This window comes from Adlercreutzia agrestimuris (assembly GCF_943193125.1).
GTDB lineage: Bacteria > Actinomycetota > Coriobacteriia > Coriobacteriales > Eggerthellaceae > Xiamenia > Xiamenia agrestimuris.
The window spans coordinates 257,455-278,633 of the sequence record NZ_CALPCX010000003.1; the positions used below are offsets into that span (position 1 = coordinate 257,455).

General features: G+C 45.7%; 14 protein-coding genes and 3 tRNA genes. 4 read left to right on the forward strand and 13 right to left on the reverse strand.

The features are described from left to right. The first annotated feature begins 105 nt into the window (after nucleotides 1–105). Nucleotides 106–744 (forward strand): NAD(P)H-binding protein, encoded by a 639-nt coding sequence (locus NFR28_RS06725; RefSeq protein ID WP_251179065.1) that lies wholly within the window; start codon nucleotides 106–108, stop codon nucleotides 742–744. A 138-nt stretch (nucleotides 745–882) separates the two neighbouring features. Here NFR28_RS06725 and thrS read toward each other — a convergent pair whose 3' ends face one another. The 7 genes from thrS to NFR28_RS06760 all read right to left on the reverse strand — a co-directional run bounded on the left by thrS (nucleotide 883) and on the right by NFR28_RS06760 (nucleotide 10,265). After that, nucleotides 883–2,799: a threonine--tRNA ligase gene (thrS, locus tag NFR28_RS06730; RefSeq protein ID WP_251179066.1), complete on the reverse strand. Its 1,917-nt coding sequence runs from the start codon at nucleotides 2,797–2,799 to the stop codon at nucleotides 883–885. A gap of 130 nt (nucleotides 2,800–2,929) precedes the next feature. Continuing rightward, nucleotides 2,930–3,439, reverse strand: a complete 510-nt coding sequence (locus NFR28_RS06735; RefSeq protein ID WP_251179067.1) for a zinc ribbon domain-containing protein — start codon at nucleotides 3,437–3,439, stop codon at nucleotides 2,930–2,932. A 154-nt stretch (nucleotides 3,440–3,593) separates the two neighbouring features. Then, entirely contained in the window at nucleotides 3,594–6,272 is a 2,679-nt protein-coding gene (locus tag NFR28_RS06740) for a valine--tRNA ligase (RefSeq protein ID WP_251179068.1), read from the reverse strand. 53 nt (nucleotides 6,273–6,325) lie between these two features. Next, a complete protein-coding gene (clpX, locus tag NFR28_RS06745; RefSeq protein ID WP_251179069.1) occupies nucleotides 6,326–7,732 on the reverse strand; it encodes an ATP-dependent Clp protease ATP-binding subunit ClpX in 1,407 nt (468 codons plus the stop codon). 14 nt (nucleotides 7,733–7,746) lie between these two features. Continuing rightward, complete coding sequence (locus NFR28_RS06750) at nucleotides 7,747–8,367, reverse strand: ATP-dependent Clp protease proteolytic subunit (protein ID WP_275556973.1); 621 nt, start codon at nucleotides 8,365–8,367, stop codon at nucleotides 7,747–7,749. 156 nt (nucleotides 8,368–8,523) lie between these two features. Then, nucleotides 8,524–9,918: a trigger factor gene (tig, locus tag NFR28_RS06755; protein ID WP_251179071.1), complete on the reverse strand. Its 1,395-nt coding sequence runs from the start codon at nucleotides 9,916–9,918 to the stop codon at nucleotides 8,524–8,526. Between the two features lie 262 nt (nucleotides 9,919–10,180). Continuing rightward, a tRNA-Leu gene (locus NFR28_RS06760) sits at nucleotides 10,181–10,265 on the reverse strand. A 275-nt stretch (nucleotides 10,266–10,540) separates the two neighbouring features. Here NFR28_RS06760 and sstT point away from each other — a divergent pair. Beyond that, nucleotides 10,541–11,803: a serine/threonine transporter SstT gene (sstT, locus tag NFR28_RS06765; RefSeq protein ID WP_251179072.1), complete on the forward strand. Its 1,263-nt coding sequence runs from the start codon at nucleotides 10,541–10,543 to the stop codon at nucleotides 11,801–11,803. Between the two features lie 85 nt (nucleotides 11,804–11,888). On the opposite strand, the gene NFR28_RS06770 is transcribed toward sstT, so the two are convergent. After that, nucleotides 11,889–13,133 (reverse strand): NYN domain-containing protein, encoded by a 1,245-nt coding sequence (locus NFR28_RS06770; RefSeq protein WP_251179073.1) that lies wholly within the window; start codon nucleotides 13,131–13,133, stop codon nucleotides 11,889–11,891. A 174-nt stretch (nucleotides 13,134–13,307) separates the two neighbouring features. On the opposite strand from NFR28_RS06770, the gene NFR28_RS06775 reads away from it, so the two are divergent. Both NFR28_RS06775 and NFR28_RS06780 read left to right on the forward strand, forming a co-directional pair. Continuing rightward, nucleotides 13,308–13,384, forward strand: a tRNA-His gene (locus NFR28_RS06775). An 80-nt stretch (nucleotides 13,385–13,464) separates the two neighbouring features. Beyond that, nucleotides 13,465–13,540: transfer RNA gene (locus tag NFR28_RS06780), tRNA-Lys, on the forward strand. A gap of 111 nt (nucleotides 13,541–13,651) precedes the next feature. Here NFR28_RS06780 and argS read toward each other — a convergent pair. The 5 genes from argS to arcA all read right to left on the reverse strand — a co-directional run bounded on the left by argS (nucleotide 13,652) and on the right by arcA (nucleotide 20,717). Beyond that, a complete protein-coding gene (gene argS / locus NFR28_RS06785) occupies nucleotides 13,652–15,379 on the reverse strand; it encodes an arginine--tRNA ligase (RefSeq protein WP_251179074.1) in 1,728 nt (575 codons plus the stop codon). Nucleotides 15,380–15,570: 191 nt separating this feature from the next. After that, entirely contained in the window at nucleotides 15,571–17,187 is a 1,617-nt protein-coding gene (locus NFR28_RS06790; protein WP_251179075.1) for a YfcC family protein, read from the reverse strand. 189 nt (nucleotides 17,188–17,376) lie between these two features. Further along, complete coding sequence (gene arcC, locus NFR28_RS06795) at nucleotides 17,377–18,330, reverse strand: carbamate kinase (protein WP_251179076.1); 954 nt, start codon at nucleotides 18,328–18,330, stop codon at nucleotides 17,377–17,379. Between the two features lie 24 nt (nucleotides 18,331–18,354). Next, nucleotides 18,355–19,350: an ornithine carbamoyltransferase gene (argF, locus tag NFR28_RS06800; protein ID WP_251179077.1), complete on the reverse strand. Its 996-nt coding sequence runs from the start codon at nucleotides 19,348–19,350 to the stop codon at nucleotides 18,355–18,357. Between the two features lie 146 nt (nucleotides 19,351–19,496). Continuing rightward, the gene (gene arcA / locus NFR28_RS06805) at nucleotides 19,497–20,717 is read right to left on the reverse strand and encodes an arginine deiminase (RefSeq protein ID WP_251179078.1); all 1,221 of its coding nucleotides are present in this window, start codon (nucleotides 20,715–20,717) and stop codon (nucleotides 19,497–19,499) included. Nucleotides 20,718–21,179: the final 462 nt, after the last annotated feature.

Below are 21,179 nucleotides of genomic sequence, written 5' to 3' on the forward strand. Positions count from 1 at the left end.
CTGACAACTCTTTAGCTATCGCAACGATTAGCTGGCGTCTCCTATTCCGTCAGGTTATATCTATAAGAGTGTGCAAAAGTGCTGTTGGCGAAAGGATTACAGAACATGAGAGCGTTTATAGCAGGTGCCAGTGGTCGCATCGGCAAACTCCTCACCGCCGATCTCGTAAAGCGAGGCGTAAGTGTTATAGCAGCATCGCGTCATCCTGAAGCTGTCTCAGCAAGCGATAAGGTATTTCCTCTTGAATTTGATCTTAGGGCACCAGCAAAGACGATGGTATACCCACTCAAAAATGCTGACGCTGTCTATTATGTAGCTGGTTCTCGCGGAAAGGATCTTCTTCAAGTTGATGCATTTGGCGCCGTTTCGCTCATGAAAGCATGTGAGCTTGCTGGTATCAAGCGTTTTATTATGTTGAGTTCATTTGACGCCACTCAACCTGAAACATGGCAAGATAACCCTGCATTTGCGTCTCTGACCGACTACTATATTGCGAAATTCTTTGCCGATGAATGGCTTATTCAAAACACCAATCTCACCTATACCATCATCCAAGCAAGCTATCTTACCGACAGCAAAGGAAGTGGACTTATCCAGATCAATCCTCCTGCCGTTGGCGAAAACACACTTGAAGATGTCGCATGCGTCCTTGCAGAGTGCCTTGACATGCCCACCACCTATCATAAAGTGATCAATATCTGCCAAGGTCAAACACCCATTGAGGAAGCGCTTTTAATGGCTTAATTCCATCTTTACACCATACGCTATTTTGTCCGCAAGCAAGCAAATGGCTACCTTGAATTCAAGGTAGCCATTTCACTTTGCATATCTACGCGCTTGACGCTCTGAGCTGATGCAGTCTTTAGAAAACAGAAGACTCAACTAGTTGAGCGCTGCGTCAGAAATCACTTCAAGGAGTTTCTCAACCGGCCATGATCCCAAATCACCTTCGTGCCTGTCACGCACACTAACCGTTCCATCCTCAACTTCTTTATCACCTATAACAACCATGTAAGGTACTTTTTCTGATTGCGCTTTAGCTATCTTTACACGCATCGGTTCGTTCTGATCATAGATTTCAGCACGACCACCAGCATCCTTAATAAGTTTCTTCAAAGCCACTGCCGCATCAATATGCCTGTCAGCAATAGGCAAAATTATGACCTGTACAGGAGCTAACCAAAGTGGAAGCGCACCCGCATAATGCTCAATTAGAATACCTAAGAAACGCTCGATAGAACCAAAGATAGCACGATGCAACATCCAAGGACGCTCTTCGGTGTTCTCTTCCGTGCGATACGTCAAACCAAAACGCTCGGGCATATTAAAGTCTACTTGCACCGTAGAGCACTGCCACGTGCGTCCAATGGCGTCTTTAACTTTAATGTCAATCTTTGGACCATAGAAAGCACCATCACCCTCGTTAATTTCGTAAGCAAGATTGTGACGTTCGCATGCTTCTTTCAGAGAGTTTGTTGCGTGCTCCCACATCTCATCGGTGCCGATTGATTTTTCAGGGCGCGTAGAAATCTCTGCCTCATATTCAAAACCAAACGTAGACATAATATGGTCAACCAAATCAAGGATAGCCACAACTTCGTCTACAACCTGGTCTTTCGTGCAGAATACGTGAGCATCATCCTGAGTAAAACCACGCGCACGAAGCAGACCGTGCACTACACCAGACATTTCGTGACGATAAACCGTACCGAACTCAAAATAGCGAAGCGGCAAATCACGGTATGAATGTAATTCGTTTTTATAAAGCATTACATGACCCGGACAATTCATGGGCTTTACGCCATACTCACTCATACGAGGCTCTTCATCAGTACCTTCGTTGATCTCAAAGAAATACATGTTGTCATGATAAAAGCCATAGTGACCTGACGTCTTCCACACATCTGCATTGTAAATGTGAGGTGTAATAACCTCTTCGTATCCGCGATCATACAGGTCACGACGAAGCCATTCTTGCAGCGTGCGAATCACACGAGCACCCTTAGGCAAATACATCGGAAGACCCACACCAGCCATAGGATCCATCATATAGATGCCCAGCTCTTTGCCAAGTTTACGATGATCACGCTTTTCAGCTTCTTCAAGGTTATGCAGATACTCTTCCAAGTCACTTTTCTTGAAGAATGCCGTGCCATAAATACGCGTAAGCATCTCATTATCAGAGTTGCCTTTCCAATACGCACCAGCCGTTTTCATAAGCTTAAACGGACCAATTTTACCCGCGCTCGGCATATGCGGACCAGAACAAAGGTCTACAAAGTCACCGTGACGACGAATAATAATCTCCTCATCCGGATCAAGATCATCAATATGCTCAAGCTTCAGACGCTGGTCAGCAAAAATCTCTTTTGCTTCATCTCGAGAAACAACTTCACGTACAAACGGTTCATCGCGAGCAATGATCTCAGCCATACGCTCTTCAATAGCTGCAAAATCTTCAGTTGAAATTGCACGAGGAAGCGCAAAATCATAGAAGAATCCATCTTCTGTTTGCGGTCCAAAACCTATCTGAGCACCAGGAAATAACTCTTGAACAGCTTCAGCCATAACATGCGCAGCTGAATGACGCATAATCCCAAGTGCTTCGGGACTCTTCTCTGTGATTATCTCAACCGTTGAACCATCGGGCACAACAGTGGTCAGATCAGCAAAATCGCCGTTAATCTTTCCACCGAGTGCTGCTTTTGCAAGACCAGCACCAATTGAAGCGGCAACATCACCAACCGTTGATCCAGCTTCAAGTTCCTTTGATGATCCGTCGGGCAGAACTACTTTCATACAGAATTCCTTTCTTTTGCCGGGCGCGCACAAAGCGCCTGCAGTTTGGATATTTAACAACAAAGCCGCCCCTAAGGTGGCGGCTTCGCAGTTCTAAAAACAGAGCAGTGTCAAATCAGACATGCTGCCATTAACGAGAACGAGGCGTGGCCGCTTGATGCGGCTGATGTGTTCGATCTGAAGAAGCGCTACGACGGCTGCGCGATGAAGCGCCACCAACTGGCTGGGCGCAATACGGACATACCGTCCACGTAGGATCAAGTGCATGGTTGCACGTTGAGCAAAGATTCTTCAAACGCGAATGGCAATTCGGGCAGATAACGTAATCCGACTCAACCGGATAACCACAGCTTGCGCATTCACCATACTTCATCAACTCACGTTGTTTGAGCGCTATTTCAAGCTCTTGCTCATCTTTGTCAATTTGTAGAAGCGGCGGGCGAAGCAGACAATAGGCAATCACACCAATAAAGGGTACCAATGCTACGATTGCCCAAACATACCAATACGACCCACGCAAATACGCATCACGAACTACCCAGATAACTGAGAGTACGTACAAAATAACCAAAACAACTAAAACTACGGTCAATGCTGCTTGAAGCTCAGGAGTCCAAAGTTGGGCTAGTAGTTCTTGCATAGTAACCTCTTACTATCTCATACCAGTGCTTTCATCGTGCGCATCCATTCACTACATAAAACTGTGCTGCATGCGCACGATCAGACATTATAACAAAGATGATGAGCTGAATGGTCAGACGTCATAAATACTACGATAGCGAAACGCCTGCAACCTATCCAAGCTCTTGCAGCTGTGCCTCAACACGTGACAACTGATCTTTTAGATCAGCTAACTTAGCTGTATCTTTCTCAACAATCTCAGGAGCTGCCTTTGCTAAAAAGCCTGGGTTTGAGAGCTTTTTAGCAAACTTCTCCGCATCCTTTGAAAGCTTTACCATTTCCTTTTGAAGACGTGCACGCTCAGCATCAAAATCTACCAGACCGCTTAAGACTAAATAGACCTCTAGTCCAGATGTCAGAACCACGCTTGACTCAGCTGGCTTTTGCGCTTGAGCATCCAGAACTAACGACGCTGTGTTCCCCATGCTTTCAATAAGTTCATGCTGCTCATTGAGTAAGCTTACGTCCTCCTCATTGGCCTTTACGACCACTTCAAGGGCGGTTTTGGGCGAAATACCATAACGCGCACGTGTTGAGCGAATAGCTGAAACAATCTCACATACCATCTCAATTGCACGCTCAGCTTCCGAATCAATATATACGGAAAGCTCCTGAGCACTTGGCCATGCTGCGCCAATCAAATACGGTGAGTCTTTCTTGATTGGAAGCTCTTGATAAATCTCCTCGGTTACAAAAGGCATAATAGGATGAAGCAAACGCAACGACTGATCAAGCACGAACGCAAGATTGCGTTGACAAATTGCACGATCCTGCGCCGATCCATTCAGGCGGGCTTTTGAAAACTCAATATACCAATCGCAGAACTCATTCCAGAAGAAGGCGTTCAACTCACGAGTTATTTCACCAAATTCAAAATTCTCATAGCACCCATCAAGCTTAGCAACCAAATGAGCCAAGCGACTGAAAATCCACTTGTCAGCCGGTGTGCACGGGTCAGGTTCGCCCTGATCGTATCCCTCAAGGTTCATGATTACAAAACGTGCTGCATTGCGAATTTTATTGGCGAAGTTTCGACTACTTAAAAGCTTGTCTTCGTCAAATTTAAGATCTTGAGCGCCCGTCACCTGCATAAGCAAGCCAAACCTCATGCCATCAGCGCCATAATCTACCATCAACTTAATCGGATCAACACCATTGCCGCGACTCTTTGACATTGGCTTGCCGTCTTTTGCCAAAACCGTTGGATGGATAATGACATGCTCAAAGGGAATCTGCTTGCAACAATACATGGACGACATCACCATGCGAGCAACCCAAAGACCCATAATGTCACGCGCTGTTGAGAGCACCTGCGTTGGATAGCAAGCCTTAATCTCAGGTGCATCCATCCCCTCTTCAGTCCAACCCATAGTAGCAAAAGGCCACAACTGAGATGAGAACCATGTATCCAAAACATCTTCGTCTTGACGCACTGGCGCACCGCATTTAGGACATACTTCAATATCTTCTACCGAAGCATCCTCCCATCCGCAGGTATCGCAATAAAACATAGGAATGCGGTGACCCCACCACAGCTGACGTGAGATACACCAATCTTTTAAGTTTTCTAGCCAATCAAGATACACTTGCTTCCAGCGCTGCGGATGGAACTGAATTGAACCATCTTCAACTACACGAGCAGCATCCTGCTTAAGACCATCAACTGCAACAAACCACTGCTCAGACTCCCATGGTTCAAGCTTGGTATGGCAGCGATAACATGTCATGACACTGTGTTCATGTTCTTCAATGTGATCAAGTAATCCCAGCTCATCAAAGGCTGCAACAATAGCCTCACGCGCTTCATCTCGATCAAGCCCACTAAAGCGACCATAACCGTCAACAACATGAGCAGTTTCGTCAAAAATATTGATACGCTCAAGATTATTGCGCTCACCCATAGCCCAGTCATTAGGATCATGAGCAGGTGTCACCTTAACGCAACCGGTACCAAATTCCGTCGAGACATGCCAGTCGGCGAATATGGGAATTTCCCTATCTACCAATGGCAGCGACACTGTTTTGCCGACCAGGTGCGCAAAGCGCTCGTCTTTAGGGTTAACTGCAACGCCCGTATCACCAAGCATAGTTTCTGGACGCGTCGTAGCAACAACAAGATAGTCCATTCCATCAACCGGCTCAGTGAGCGGATAACGAAGAAACCACAGTTTGCCGTCTTCGTCTACGTACTCAGCCTCATCATCAGCAATAGCAGTTGTGCAATGTGGACACCAGTTAACAATGCGCTTACCGCGATAGATGAGATCGTCGTGATACCAATCTACAAAGAGTTTACGAACTGCTTTAACGTAAGCTGGCTCAAGCGTGAAATGCTCATCAGCATAATCGCATGAACAACCCATACCCTTGATCTGGTTAACAATGGTTGTTCCGTATTCTTTATACCAATCGTAACAAGCCTCAATGAAAGCTTCGCGACCAATCTCTAGGCGACTAATGCCTTCCTGAGCAAGCTTTTTATCTACTTTTGTTTGCGTGGAAATGCCTGCATGATCCGTGCCAAGAATCCATCGCGTAGGACGACCCTGCATACGTGCATGGCGAATGCAGGCATCTTGAATCGTATCATTGAGCGCATGGCCCATATGAAGCACACCAGTAATATTTGGAGGCGGAATGACGATGGTATACGGGTGATCCTTTCCTTCGCCAAATCCAGGAGTACGCTGAAAATAACCATGTTGCTGCCAAGCATCAAAGAGCGGTCGCTCGTGAGCTTGGAAGTCATAATTTACACTGTTCTTTGCACTTTGTGCATTATCCGAGGCCATAACCGCCCTTTCTTACCTACACCCTTTTTGATTACCTCAACCGTCTTGATAGCTTAGGCACTCATCTCTTGTGTGCGTTTATCCGCGACAGGTTTCGTCTCAACAATGAGAGGCTTAGTCTCACCAGTAATATCTGAATCATTGATGGTAACGACAGAAGTACCCTTAATTTCTGGCAAGTCATACATAACATCCTGCAAGACTCGTTCGCAAATTGAGCGAAGACCACGCGCACCAGTACCATGTTCTACCGCTTCATGGGCAATGGCAACAAGCGCATCGTGAGTGAAAATCAAGTCAGCGTTCTCAAAAGCAAACATGCGCTTGTACTGCTTTACCAATGCGTTTTTAGGTTCAACCAAAATGCGTACCAAGTCTTCTTCCGAAAGCTCAGAAAGCGATGTGATTACAGGTATGCGGCCAACAAACTCCGGAATCATACCGAATTTGTTTAAGTCTTCAGGAAGGACCTTGGCTAGCAACTCAGCCTCAGCGTGCTTTTTTGACTCGGGCAACTCAGCATTAAAGCCCAAACCACTTTTTCCGACACGCTCGGCAATAATATCCGACAAGCCTACAAATGCACCGCCCAAAATGAACAAGATATTGGTGGTATCAATATTAATTAACTCTTGCTGTGGATGTTTGCGACCGCCTTGCGGTGGCACACTTGCCTCTGTGCCCTCAACGATTTTCAACAATGCTTGCTGAACACCTTCACCAGAAACATCTCGGGTTATGGAAAGGTTTTCAGCCTTACGCGCAATCTTGTCAATCTCGTCAATATAAATGATGCCAATTTCAGCACGTGGAATATCAAAATCAGCAGCGGTAATCAGCTTCAATAAGATATTCTCGACGTCTTCGCCGACGTAACCAGCTTCAGTAAGCGTTGTTGCATCAGCAATAGCAAATGGTACTTTCAAGGTACGAGCGAGCGTTTGAGCAAGTAGTGTTTTACCTGAACCCGTAGGACCAAGCAAAAGAATATTGCTCTTGGCTAATTCAACATCGTCATCGGTTGCATCCGCACCAAGACTAATGCGCTTATAGTGGTTATATACCGCAACCGACAAGGCCTTTTTCGCACTTTCTTGTCCAACAACATGCTCAGAGAGTTCGCTATATAGCTCATGAGGAGTTGGAAGATTGTCAAGGATGTCTGCAGGACGTGGGTTTTCTTTGTCGTGAGCTTCAAGGTCAAGCTCCTGAAAATCCATGGTATCTTGATCATGCTTACCATAGTTACCCTGTTGATCTGAGTCATGGTAGCTATGCATACCGAAACCGAGATCCTGCATCATAGCATCAGCGCAAACAGCAACGCATTCATCGCAAATATAAATCCCATTGGGTCCAGAAATCATTGCCATAACGTCATCTGAATGACGCCCGCAAAATGCGCACACAATTTCATCTGGTCCTTTAGGGGTATTCTGATTATTGTTTGGATTACTCATATCCGTTTTTCAACCTATTCGGCATCATTGCGCAATGCGCGCGACGTTGTGATCTTATCAACCAAACCATAAGCAAGCGCTTCTTCGGCAGTCATATAGTTATCGCGCTCAGTATCGTTTTGAATAGTTTCGATAGTTTGACCAGTATTCTCAGCCAAGATTCGATTGAGGCGATCACGAGTTTTAAGCATAAAGTCAGCAACGATAGCAATTTCTGTTTGCTGGCCTTGGGCACCACCAGAAGGCTGATGGATGAGCACCATAGAGTTCGGCAGACACAGACGTTTTCCCTTTGCACCATTAGATAAAAGCACTGCCGCCATAGAAGCGCACTCACCTAAACAAATAGTAGACACATCACACTTAATAAAGTCCATGGTGTCCAAAATAGCCAAACCTGCAGTAACTGAGCCACCCGGAGAATTAATGTAGAGCGAAATGTCTTTATCTGGATCAGCGCTTTCCAAATGCAGGAGCTGCGCTACCACTGAATTTGCTACTTGGTCGTCAATTTGTTCGCCCAAGAAAATAATACGCTCATTAAGCAAACGAGAGTAAATATCATAGGAACGCTCGCCTCGCGGAGACTGCTCAATAACATATGGAATTAAAGCTGATTTCGTTTCCATTCCCATATATAACCTCACTTAGTTAATCGTTGTTATAACCACCTACGACCCGCACCACCAGTCTGTCACACAGACATAGCTTGCAGGTCGTAGTCTTATCTAACATATGATGGCAAAACTGCCATACTTACGTCATGTGTGCAAGAAACAAAGGATATCTGATTACTTTTCCTCTGACTCAGCTTCTTTGTCCTGCTTTGCCTTCTTCGAACCCTTTTTGGTTTCTTTTTTATCAGATTCAGTCATGTCCTCAACTTCGGTTACAACAGCTGAATCCATTAGATTCTCTACTGCCTTTGCGCGAAGCACGCCCTGACGAACGAGGTGCAGCTGACCGTTGTGAAGCCATTCATCTTGTAATGCAGCCGGGTCTTCAACACCCGTCTTCGCAAACTCAGCGGTAACATCTTCATCAGATGCTTCAATATTGAAGTGCTTTGCCCATGCATCAAGAGCCAAGTCCTGAGCGGTAATGTCTTCAGCTTGCTTCTTTAAGTCTTCTTTGAATTGGTCAGCGTTGATGCCCTGAGACATGAGATACATATCAAAGCTCATTCCCTGAGCCTGCAGCTGACGGAAGAAGTCTTGAATCAAATTAGCTTCAGCTTCTTCTTTCATGCCGCTTGGCACTTCTCCTTCAAAGCGCTCCTGGAGTTGTGCTAAGCAAGCTCCTTCCTTAAGGCGCGGCATAATGTCTTTTTTCTGCTGCTCAATGGTCTCAGAAACACGCTCGCGCAAATCTGCAACGTTCTCGAAACCAAGCGTTTCTTTAACCCATTCATCAGTCAGTTCAGGAAGTACGTTTTTCTTTACTGCCTTAATTTCGATCTCAAAGTTGATCTTGTCAGTCTTGCCTTTTTGGGCAGCCAGCAACAACGTAGGCTCTTCGGGCATATCAAGCGTAAAGCTTACCGTCTCGCCTTTCTTGTGACCAATTAGTTGCTCGTCAAATTCAGTTGGGAACAAACCCGAACCAAGACCGTAAGGACGATCTTCAGCGGTAAGAGAAGGAATCTCTTCGTCCTTATCGTTGGTAGCCTTCATAGCAATGTCTACATAGCTATCTGCCTTAACCTTAGTGTTTGCCGGCGTTGGCTCAAGGGTGTAGTAATGCTCACGAAGAGCTTCAATTTGAGTTTCAATCTCTTTGTCAGTTGCATTTTGAACTGGAAGCTCAATGGCTACAGGTTCATAGCTTGAAAGTTCAACCTCAGGTTTTACTTCAACAGTAAATGAAAACTCAAATGGCTTGCCGCCTTCTACAAGCTCAGGATCATCAAATTGAGGCTTTGCAATTGGATAAACGCGGATCTCTTCAATAGCCAGCGGATATGCGTTGTTGACAACCCCATCAGTTACAGTAGCCAAAATTGCTTCTTTACCAAGTGCGTTATCAATTACCGGACGGGGTGCTTTACCCTTACGAAAGCCCGGGAAGTTATATTTGTTCGCAATGTTTTTATACTCACGAGCAATGCGATCATCAACTTCTTTAGCGTCAACCGTAACACTAACCTTCACCTTGTTGTCTTCTAAGGTTTCAACTTTTGTTTCCACGTACGTTTCCTCCATCGTTAACTCTCTAAGCAAGTTTGCTTAGACGGCATGCAAGAGTAAATACTTCATTTTTGTACGCAATTAGCACAAATACTTACTTTGCGCACCGACTAACCATTATCGCACATATATCTATCTTCCGAAAGTCTCTATAAAGCAGATTCATACAGAACCAATGAAAAGCCGTTAGCCTTCTAAAATAGAACGAGATTGCGCTTGTTGCTAATAAAAAGCAGCCACACTTGGCTGCTTGCATTTTGTATGGTGCGGGCGAAAGGACTTGAACCTTCACGAGTCACCTCGCCAGAACCTAAATCTGGTGCGTCTGCCAATTCCGCCACGCCCGCACAGTTTCCTTAACATGCCTCTCTGCAAACGTAACGAATCTGCACAAAGTCATGCGAAAGCTTATCTATAGTATCAGAAGTTTGCCTTTGTTGGTATGTCAATTTGGTTTTGTACCACGTAACATTTTAGGCACTTTGTCCGTCAAGAGTGCATATTTACCCCTCATGAAACCTTTCTTCAGACTGGCGAGTTTGACGCCTTTGACTCTGCTAAACTAATTCCACTTTAAGTTATATGTTTTATCTATGACGTGCTACCAGAAAGGAATATTGCAATGGAATACGTCAAACGTGCTGCGAGAGCTTGGAATTCCATCTCTCTTATTAAGCGCATCCTCGTGGGGCTTGTTATTGGTGTGGTATTAGCTCTTACCGTGCCACATATTGCTGCCATTGAGCTTCTCGGAACGCTTTTTGTCTCTGCATTAAAAGCAGTTGCACCAATCCTTGTTTTCTTTCTGGTTATTAGCGCATTGGCTAATGCAAAATCATCTGGAGCAATGGGTACTGTAGTAGTGCTCTATATTATCTCTACCTTTGTAGCAGCCCTTGTTGCAGTTATTGCTTCATACCTCTTTCCTCTCAATCTTGAATTGGTGGTTGCGGCAGAAGAACAAGGTGCTCCATCAGATGTTGCAACCGTCCTTGTTACTGTTATTCAAAATGCTGTTGCCAATCCCGTCGGCGCGCTCACTGAAGCAAATTATTTAGGCATTTTGCTATGGGCTGTACTGCTTGGCATCGCCTTGCGTGTAGCTTCCGATTCAACAAAAGAAGTTTTCAGCAACATTTCCAATGCAGTTTCAACTGTTGTTCGCTGGGTAATTTCGCTCGCGCCATTCGGTATTCTCGGTTTGGTTTATACATCAGTAGGCAACAACGGCCCGGAAATCTTCACGCTCTACGGACGTCTTTTGCTCGTTTTGGTTGGATGCATGCTGTTTATTGCTCTTGTTACCAATCCTGCTATTGTTTTCTGGGGAATTCGCAAAAACCCCTACCCGCTTGTTTTTCGTTGCTTAAAAGACTCAGGTTTGACGGCATTCTTTACACGCAGTTCCGCTGCAAATATTCCTGTTAACATGGAGCTGTGCCGCAAGCTTGGACTCAACAAGGACAACTATTCAGTATCAATTCCCCTAGGCGCAACCATCAACATGGCTGGTGCTGCAGTTACTATCACCGTCATGACTATGATGGCAGCCCATACGCTTGGTGTAGAAATCAATCCTGTTACTGCCATCATCTTAAGTGTGCTTGCTGCAGTATCCGCATGTGGAGCATCCGGAGTCGCTGGAGGTTCACTGCTGCTTATTCCGCTTGCTTGCTCACTCTTTGGTATTCCTAATGATATTGCAATGCAAGTTGTCGGCATCGGCTTCATTATCGGAGTTATCCAAGACTCTTGCGAAACCGCACTCAACTCCTCTTCAGACGTACTCTTTACCGCTACAGCAGAGATGCGCGAATGGCGAAAGCTTGGAAAGCCTCTCGTTTTCAACAAGAAAGACGAGTTCAGCGCAGACGAACTTGACTAACACATTGACGCTTAAAGTTTAAAAGAAAGGGGCGAAAGCCCCTTTCTTTTTGTTTACCATAAACTCTTAAATACAAATACGCAGATCATTCTTGAATTCGCGCAACATATTTTTTATCGTCTTTAGTTACAACAATCCCTGGCAGACTTGCCACATACGTGCGCAGTTGGGTGAAACCGAGATCACGTACCTTGAAGTTCTTATATTTTGCACGAACTTGTTTGCCAAGGTCAGAGAGGTTCATTGTTTTGTCTGATTGGCTTTCAAGTAGCTCTCTAATGAGAGTATCTGGTGTTTTACCTGATGCTTGAGACTGCTCGTTTTTTGTAGACAATCTTTTTTGCTGAAGCCTTTTATCGGGTTTATCACGCTTTTGCTGTTCCAATGACTTCGTTTGCGGCTCATTGTAAGAGGTATCGGAAGCTTCCAGCGCTTCTTTCGTTTTCTCATGACGCCGCCTGAATGATCGTTTTGCATTTGCATTAACGTTCTTTGCAGCATGCTGCTTTTGCGAAGCTTCATCAGAAACACCCGAAACTCTTAGAGGCGCTAATCCTGTCTGCTTATCTTCGCTTTCAGAAGATTCAGCTAACACCACCGCTACAGAGCTGCCATCTTTTATGATGTCGACGCTATCAAATTTCTCAAGAAGCTTTGAAAGTAAACTTGTACCATAACTGCGCACATCAAAGTCGGGATATCGCTTGAGTAATCGCGAACCCACTTCGCCTAAGCCTGTCGACTTCCCGTTATTGGTATTGTCAGTGATGATTGTGATAATAGCTCGCTCAACTTGTTCAATAGTAGGACCTGAATTATGCGCCTGAGACGGAGGCGCCGTGACGTTACGAGTTCGCGTCTTTTCGTTTCGCCCATTCGAATCAGCAACCAAAAGCTCCAGTACGGTAAAAATATCGCAAGCACGTCGAAAAGGAATTGGAGTTTTCTTCTCGCCCATTCCGATAACAGTTAGACCGCTTTCGCGAATACGAGATGCAAGGCGTGTAAAATCACTATCGCTACTCACAATGCAGAAGCCATCTACTGAACCACCGTAAAGGATATCCATGGCATCAATAATCATTGCTGAATCGGTGGCATTCTTGCCCTGGGTATAACCGAATTGCTGAATTGGGGTAATTGAGTTTTCTAAGAGTGCGTCTTTCCACTTAGCATGAAGCGAAAGTGTCCAATCGCCGTAAATACGCTTTATAGTAACTGTGCCATACTTAGACAATTCATCGTTAATTGGTTTGATGTATTTTGACGAGACATTGTCTGCATCAATTAAGAGTGCAAATCGTTTCTCTGATGATGTTTTTATTTCCACCAATACTCCTTGACTGTAATTAGTTTGAATCTTTCGAGATACAGCATATTCATACTACCCCAACCAATTGCATATAAGCCTTTCATCAGCTATTTGGAATAATGTTGACAATATTTGGCAAGATAGTACTTGCATCGATGCCAAAGTAATCGTATACTTTTGCCTTGCGTCTTGGTGGGTGTAGTTCAGTTGGCTAGAACGCCAGATTGTGGCTCTGGAGGTCGTCGGTTCGAGTCCGATCATCCACCCCATCGCATTTTTGAAAAAATGCTTGCACGGTTTAAGGTGTTGCAATACAATATTTGATCGTTGCGTAAGCATTATTACATATGCTCCGTTAGCTTAGTTGGTAGAGCAGGGGACTCTTAATCCCAAGGTCGAAGGTTCGAGTCCTTCACGGAGCACCATTTTTTACATCAAAGGTCGTTAGGCCTTTTTTTATTGCTTAAAGCTTCAAATACAAATATGGCGCATCCAAAGATGCGCCATACGAGAACTATTAATTAACCCTCAAGCTTTTACATCTTTTCAGGTGCACTTACACCCAAAAGCGATAACGTTAATGCAAGCATGATACGCGTAGCGTCAGCCAAAGCAAGACGCGCTTCCTTGATGGGTTCAGGTTCGTTCATAATATGGCAGTTTGAATAGAACGAATGGAATAACCCAGCAAGCTCTTGTGCATAATGCGTTAAGCGGAATGGTGCACGATCGCGTGCTGCCAGTGCAACAAGTGAGCCAAACTCGTCAATTTTGCGCATAAGCGCCAATTCGCTTTCATGCGTAAGTGGAGCAAGATCAACATTTTCAGGCACAGTGCGAGCTGCCAGTTCATCCATGTCAATCTCCCCTGCCTCAAAAGCAGCAATATCTTCAGGGGATGCAGCTTTTTTAATTACAGAGCAGATGCGTGCATGGGCATACTGCACATAGTAAACTGGATTAGAGTTATCTTCTTTTTTAGCTTGCTCAATATCAAAATCAATTTGTTGATCAGATGAACGCGAAAGCATGGTGTAACGCGTTGCGTCAACTCCTACCTCATCAATAAGCTCTTCAAGTGTCACCATTTCACCTGTACGCTTAGACATACGCACAGCCACACCATCGCGATACAAATTCACCAACTGACCAAGCACGACTTCAAGAGCTCCAGGCCATCCCCATGCTTCAAGCATGCATTCGCAACGCTTGATATATCCATGATGATCTGCGCCCCAAAGATCAATCAGATGATCAAAACCACGCTGCATTTTGTTGTAGTGATAGGCTACATCTGACATAAAATACGTCATCTCACCATTAGCTTTGATCAGAACACGGTCTTTTTCGTCACCTAATGCGCTTGACTTAAACCACGTTGCACCATCTTCAGTATAGACGTAGCCTTTGTCATCCATTGCCTTAAGCGCAACAGAAACTGCGCTCTCACCGTCTTGATCCTCAACATACAAGCTGCGCTCGCTAAACCAGGTATCAAAGGTGGTACCAAGACGTCCAAGGACATCTTTTTGCAGATCAAGCATTTCTTGATAAGCAATCTCACGAAATGCCTTCATGCGATCTTCATCAGAAAGCTCAACATATTTGTCGCCCTCTTTATCAATGATACCTTGGGCGATGTCACCAACATAGCTACCACCATAACATTGCTCAGGCATTTCGTAGTCATAACCTAAACGCTGCATATAGCGAACAGCAACCGAGTTACCAAAAACATCCATCTGGGTACCATGGTCATTAATGTAGAACTCTTCAAAAACGTCATAGCCTGCATGACGCATTACGCGAGCCATTGCATCTCCCAAAACTGCCCAACGACCATGTCCTACATGCAGAGGACCAGTTGGGTTAGCTGAAACATACTCTAGATTGACATAGCGCTCCCCTTCCGGGATCTCGCCTTTGCCATAGTTTTCCTGAGAGATGCGAACATCTTTTACCACACTCTGCAAAACAGCGTCTGATAGACGGAAGTTAATAAAACCTGGACCTGCAATCTCAACTGCTGCAATTACGTCATTTTGAGGTAAATGGTCAATAATAATTTGTGCAATTTCGCGGGGATTACGTTTTGCCTGCTTTGCGCAACGCATTGCTACTGTACTAGCCCAATCACCATTCGCTTCATCGCGCGGACGCTCAAGAGAAGCTTCGGGAATATCGGTCAAAGACAGTGAGCCATCCTCACATGCTTGCTTGATTGCATAATCAACAAGCTCTTCCAGTTGTTCGCGAATTTGCATATTGAACTGCTTTCTCTATCGGTTAAATCAATAATGCATGCGATTGTAACATCATTATGCAAAAGTTTTTGGAATTCATACATATACGCGCGAAATAATGCGAATATAAGCCGAAATAAACCAAAGGGAACCCCGCCGAAGACAAGGTTCCCTTTGCAACTATAGGTTATGCGCCAAAAAACCTATATGCGCTATACAGCTGCCGTGCCCGGTATCAAAATCATGGCTGCGGTCAGGATAACCATACATACCACACCCAAGATTACGAACAACACTGCACCAAACTTCAACCAGGTTGAGTATTCGATCTTAGCCAAGGCAAGACCACCCATGATAGCACCACTGGTCGGGGTGAAGAGGTTCACCAAACCATTACCAGCGCTGTAGATCATGATCATAACGTCTGGTGAGAAACCAAGGTTGTTGGCAAGCGGTCCCATGATTGGCATAGAAACCGTAGCCATACCAGATGAAGACGGAATCAAGAACGAAAGCACAACATAGAGCAAGAATGACAGAGGCGCAAAAATGAACGCCGACAAACCTTGCAGTGCGTTAGCTGCGTTTTCAAGAATCCAGAGATCCAGACCAGTTTCACCCATCAATACGGTGATTGAACGAGCCAAAGCAATAATCAATACAACGCTCATCATGTCAGCTGCGCCGTTGATGAATGCTTTAACGAATCGAGCCTCAGAAACTCCGCCTACAATACCAATGATGATAGCCATCAACAAGAACCATGTTGAAGCCTCGTCAAAGTACCACTGACCCAATGGCAAACCAGTCAGGAATGAAGACCATCCTTCAGTTACCTGCTCTTCTCCAACCGTCTCAATAGCAGCATCAGGATCAAGGATCAAATTGCTACCTTCGGCGTCAGCCCAAACAGCGTCAACGTCTTCACCAGAAACAGTTGCAGTAACTTCTTCATAAGAAGCGCCGGCGTTAAAGATTTCAACTCCGAAGTCTTCCCACGGGATGAAGCTTACGATCATGATGACAAACGTAAGAGCAAATACGATCAGCGACCACTTTTGACGAGCAGTCATCTTTGGTTCACTTGCAGAATCGCCCGATTTCTCTTCTTCGGTAGACTCTTTCATGCCCCACTCATCCATCATTGCCTGCTGCTCTTGCAGTGACAAAATGGTTGAGCCTTTGTCAGCCTTTACCTTTTTAGCGTAACGCATGACAAACACGATTGAGATGGCCAGGGTAACAAGCCACAGAATCAAACCAAGAACAATAATGGTGCCTTGATTGATTGCAATACCAGAAGTAGAGAGTGAGTCAACAGCTGCGCCAACAGCAAACGGATTAACCGTTGAACCCAAAACGCCGCAACCTGCACCAAGCAAAACTACCGCAGCGCCAACCAAGCTATCAAAGCCAGCTGCCACCATCGTAGCTGCCAAAAGCAGATAGAACGGTACCGTTTCCTCACACATGCCGTACGTGGTACCACCAATTGAGAAGATAAACATCAAAATCGGGATCAGAACAAGTTCGTTACCCTTCAGTTTTCTTACCAAAGCTGCAATACCTGCATCCAAAGCGCCAGTTTCGGTGATAATGCCCAAAAAACCGCCAAGGATAAGTACGAACAAACATACAGGCAAGGCATCTGTAAAGCCTTTAACCGGTGCTGTAGCTACGTTGGCAATCGTAGCGCCTGTAACACCTTCAACACCCATGCCCGACATAATAACAGTGATTACTGCCAGGACAATCAGGATGATGAGCAAGATAGTAAACGACGAAATCGAACGCTTCTTTCTTGACTTTGCTTTTTCATTCTCGGTCATTTCAACCCCTCCTTATTAAAGGATCTTGGTATATGACAATTGGCGAACGAGAAATTTCCTACAAATGGCGGAAGCATAACCGTATCATTTGCGGTGTACCCACCCTCTCCGGAGCCGTGGCGCGACTCCGGAGAGGAATTCAGCTCTAATTCATTTTGGCGAATGAACCGAGCTTGCAATCAAGCACAATTATGCCGTGATAACAGTACCCGTCTTGCCTTCAAGACCAGCAGCTGCACACTCAAGCGACGTAATGAGTGCTTTGCCCTCAGGATGAGACTCAACAAACTCGATGCAAGCCTCTACCTTCGGAAGCATTGAGCCAGGAGCAAACTGACCCTCTTCAATGTACTTACGAGCTTCAGCAACTGTCATAGTAGAGAGTTCCTCTTGATCAGGCTTGCCAAAGTTGATGCACACCTTTTCGACAGCGGTCAAAATGACCAGCATGTCTGCCCCAAAGTCCGATGCCAATTTTGACGAAGAACGGTCTTTGTCGATAACTGCCGGAACACCTTCATAGTGTCCGTCAATCTCAAATACCGGAACTCCGCCGCCACCAGTTGAAACAACGATATAACCGTTATCCATCAGGTCTTTAATGGCGTCGAACTCGACAATGCGAACCGGCTTCGGAGAAGCTACGACCTGGCGCCAGCCACGGCCCGCATCCTCTTTAAACGTCCAGCCCGTTTCGTCAGCCTTGGCTTTTGCCTCTTCTTCGGAAAGGAAAGCGCCAACCGGCTTGGTCGGATTCTGGAACGCGGGGTCATCTGGATCAACCACCGTTTGCGTAACGATGCAAGCCGTAGAACGGTCAATGTTACGCTCGCGAAGGTCGTTCAAAATAGCCTGAGACAATTGATAACCAATGTATCCCTGGCTCATAGCACCGGCCTCGGGGAAAGGCATCTCCGGGGTCTTGCCGTCGTTGGCAGCAGCATATGCAAATGCATTGTTGATCATGCCAACTTGAGGACCATTGCCGTGTGATACAACAACGTTAACGCCGTCTTCTACCATGTCGACAATGTGCTTAGCGGTATTCTTTACCAACTCAAGCTGTTCTTGAGGGGTGTTGCCCAGTGCGTTGCCGCCCAAAGCGATTACTACGGAAGGACCAGATCCCTTCTTGTAACCCATTTAGTTCACCGAACCTTTCAATAATTATTGGAGGGTTGCGTACATAACAGCTTTAATGGTGTGCATGCGGTTCTCAGCCTCATCAAAGACCTTAGAGGCCTTAGACTCGAATACTGAGTCCTCAACTTCCATCTCAGATACGCCAAAGCGCTTAGCGATGTCAGCACCAATGGTGGTGTTGGTGTCATGGAATGCCGGCAGGCAGTGCAGGAAGATTGCGTCCTTGTTAGCAACACCCATGAGCTTCTCGGTTACGCGATAAGCCTCGAGTTGCTTAATGCGCTCTGCCCAAACCTCGTCAGGCTCACCCATTGATACCCAAACGTCGGTGTAGATAACGTCAGCGCCAGTGCAGCCCTTAACAGCGTCATCGGTAAGGGTGATCGTGCAGCCGTTCTCTTTTGCGATCTCTTCGCAGGTCTTAACGAGCTCAGGATCCGGGAAGCACTCCTTCGGGCCACAAGCCACGAAGTTCATGCCGAGCTTAGCGCAAACAACCATCAAAGAACGAGCAACATTGTTCTTTGCATCGCCCATGAATACCAAGGTCTTACCCTTGATGTCATAGTTGAAGTTCTCCTGAACAGTCAGGATGTCAGCAAGCATCTGAGTCGGATGCCATGCGTCGGTCAAGCCATTCCATACCGGAACGCCAGCGTTAGCAGCAAGATCCTCTACGTCAGCCTGGTCAAAGCCACGGAACTCAATACCGTCATAGAAACGGCCGAGTACACGAGCGGTATCCTCAATAGATTCCTTCTTGCCCATTTGTGAGCTGCCCGGATCAAGATAGGTTACGCCCATACCGAGGTCCATAGCGCCAACCTCAAATGCGCAACGGGTACGAGTAGAAGTCTTTTGGAAAAGCAGAACGATGTTCTTGCCCTCAAGATAACGATGCGGGGTGCCGGTACGCTTCAAATCCTTGAAGTTACGAGAAAGCTTCAACAGATACTCGATCTCCTCAGTAGAGAAGTCAAGAAGACGCAGGAATGAGCGACCACTCAAATTTACAGGCATTGTGTATTCCTTTCTTTTTGTTTATCAACAAAAAATCGACGGACGACGCCAAGTTATCGCCCGCCTCTTAACAGTTGGTTGTAACGGTATTGCTACAACCAACTGCCAAAGACGTAAATCATGCAATCTGGGTTTCAGAACTAAGATTAGTCCTCACGCCAGATCGGCATGCTCATGCAGCGTGGGCCACCACGACCGCGTGAGAGTTCAGCTGAAGGCATCTCAAGTACGTTGAGACCCTTCTCACGAAGTACTTCGTTGGTAACGTCGTTGCGCTCATACACAACGATGGTGCCAGGACGCAAGCACAGGGTGTTAGAACCGTCGTTCCACTGCTCACGAGCAGCAGCAATACGATCGCCGCCACCGCAAGGAATGAGCTCAACGGGGCAACCCACATACTCTTCCAAGATGTGCTCAAGCGGCTCATTGCGCTCGCGAACCTTCAAGCCTTGGTTACCATCAGAGGTAACTTCAAAGACCGTCAGCGGGCCCATGATGCCAGGATGCACGGTGAACTTATCGGTATCAATTTGGGTAAATACCGTGTCCAGGTGCATGAATGCACGAGAGTTCGGGATGTTGAATGCAAGGATCGTCTCAATAGTTGAGGTCGGATCGTTGAACACGTTGTGTGCAAGTTGGTCAATTGCATCGGGCTCGGTGCGCTGAGAAATGCCGACAGCTAAGACCTTATCATTGATGTTTAAGATGTCGCCACCCTCAATGTGGAAGGTGTTGTAGCGGCTGTAGTACAGCGGCACATCTTTGTAATCAGGATGATACTTAAATACGTACTCGCCATAGATGGTCTCGCGGTTACGTGTCTCTGAATACATATGGTTCAAAGAAACGCCGTTACCAATCATTGCAAACGGGTCACGAGTAAAGTAGAGGTTCGGCATCGGTGCGCACACCAATTTGCACGTATCAGATACCAAATCAACCAAAGAGTCAGATTTGTTGACATGCAGCTCTTGAAGATTGATGCCAGCCATGGTCTTTAAGACCAACTCTTTAGGATCGGGATAGTTCTCTTCCAAGTAGTCATGGATGATCTTCTTGTAACGCTCGGTACGAATACCAGCTTCTTCGATCCACTGATAAACAAACTGTTCACGCAGATCTTTAGATGAAGCTACGACTTCCGCTACGAGGTCCTCAAGATAAACCACTTCCACGCCCTCAGAGCGAAGAATCTCGGCGAAGCGATCATGCTCTGCCTGAGCGACACGCAAAAATGGAATGTCATCGAAGAGCAATTCTTCAAGCGTGTCGGGGGTGAGGTTTAAAAGCTCGTCGCCGGGGCGGTGGAGCAAGACCTTCTTAAGAGGCTTGATCTCGCTCTTGACGTTCACGCCAGCCATAAGCAACCCTCCTTAAAATCACATGCATTTTATGCATTTTCCAAAAAACAAATTGCGTGTTCACCGTTGCGCACCTGGCAAAAACGCATAGATAAAAGTTCGCATGAACCCAACCAAAAAGCAACCACAAAATAGCAACAATCTCTTATCGCTTTTATAGCACCAGCCATTTCCTTGTATTTTGATCATCTTCCATTTCCCGCTTCATATATTCAACATAACTTTAGTGAAGCAAACCACCCCATCTTTAGCCAAAATATCAACTCATTTTTCGCGTTTGACGGGGGATTTTAAGCGTCACTATTTTAATGTCATATGTAACAAGTTGCATAATTGTTAAAAATAATGCATTTCCTCATAGATGGCTTTTTTATAAGGTTTTATAGGCATAAATGGAGCAAATTATTGCTTTTACTAACTTTCAAACAGACTTATCTGTCATGCTGATTATGTTGCGCTATA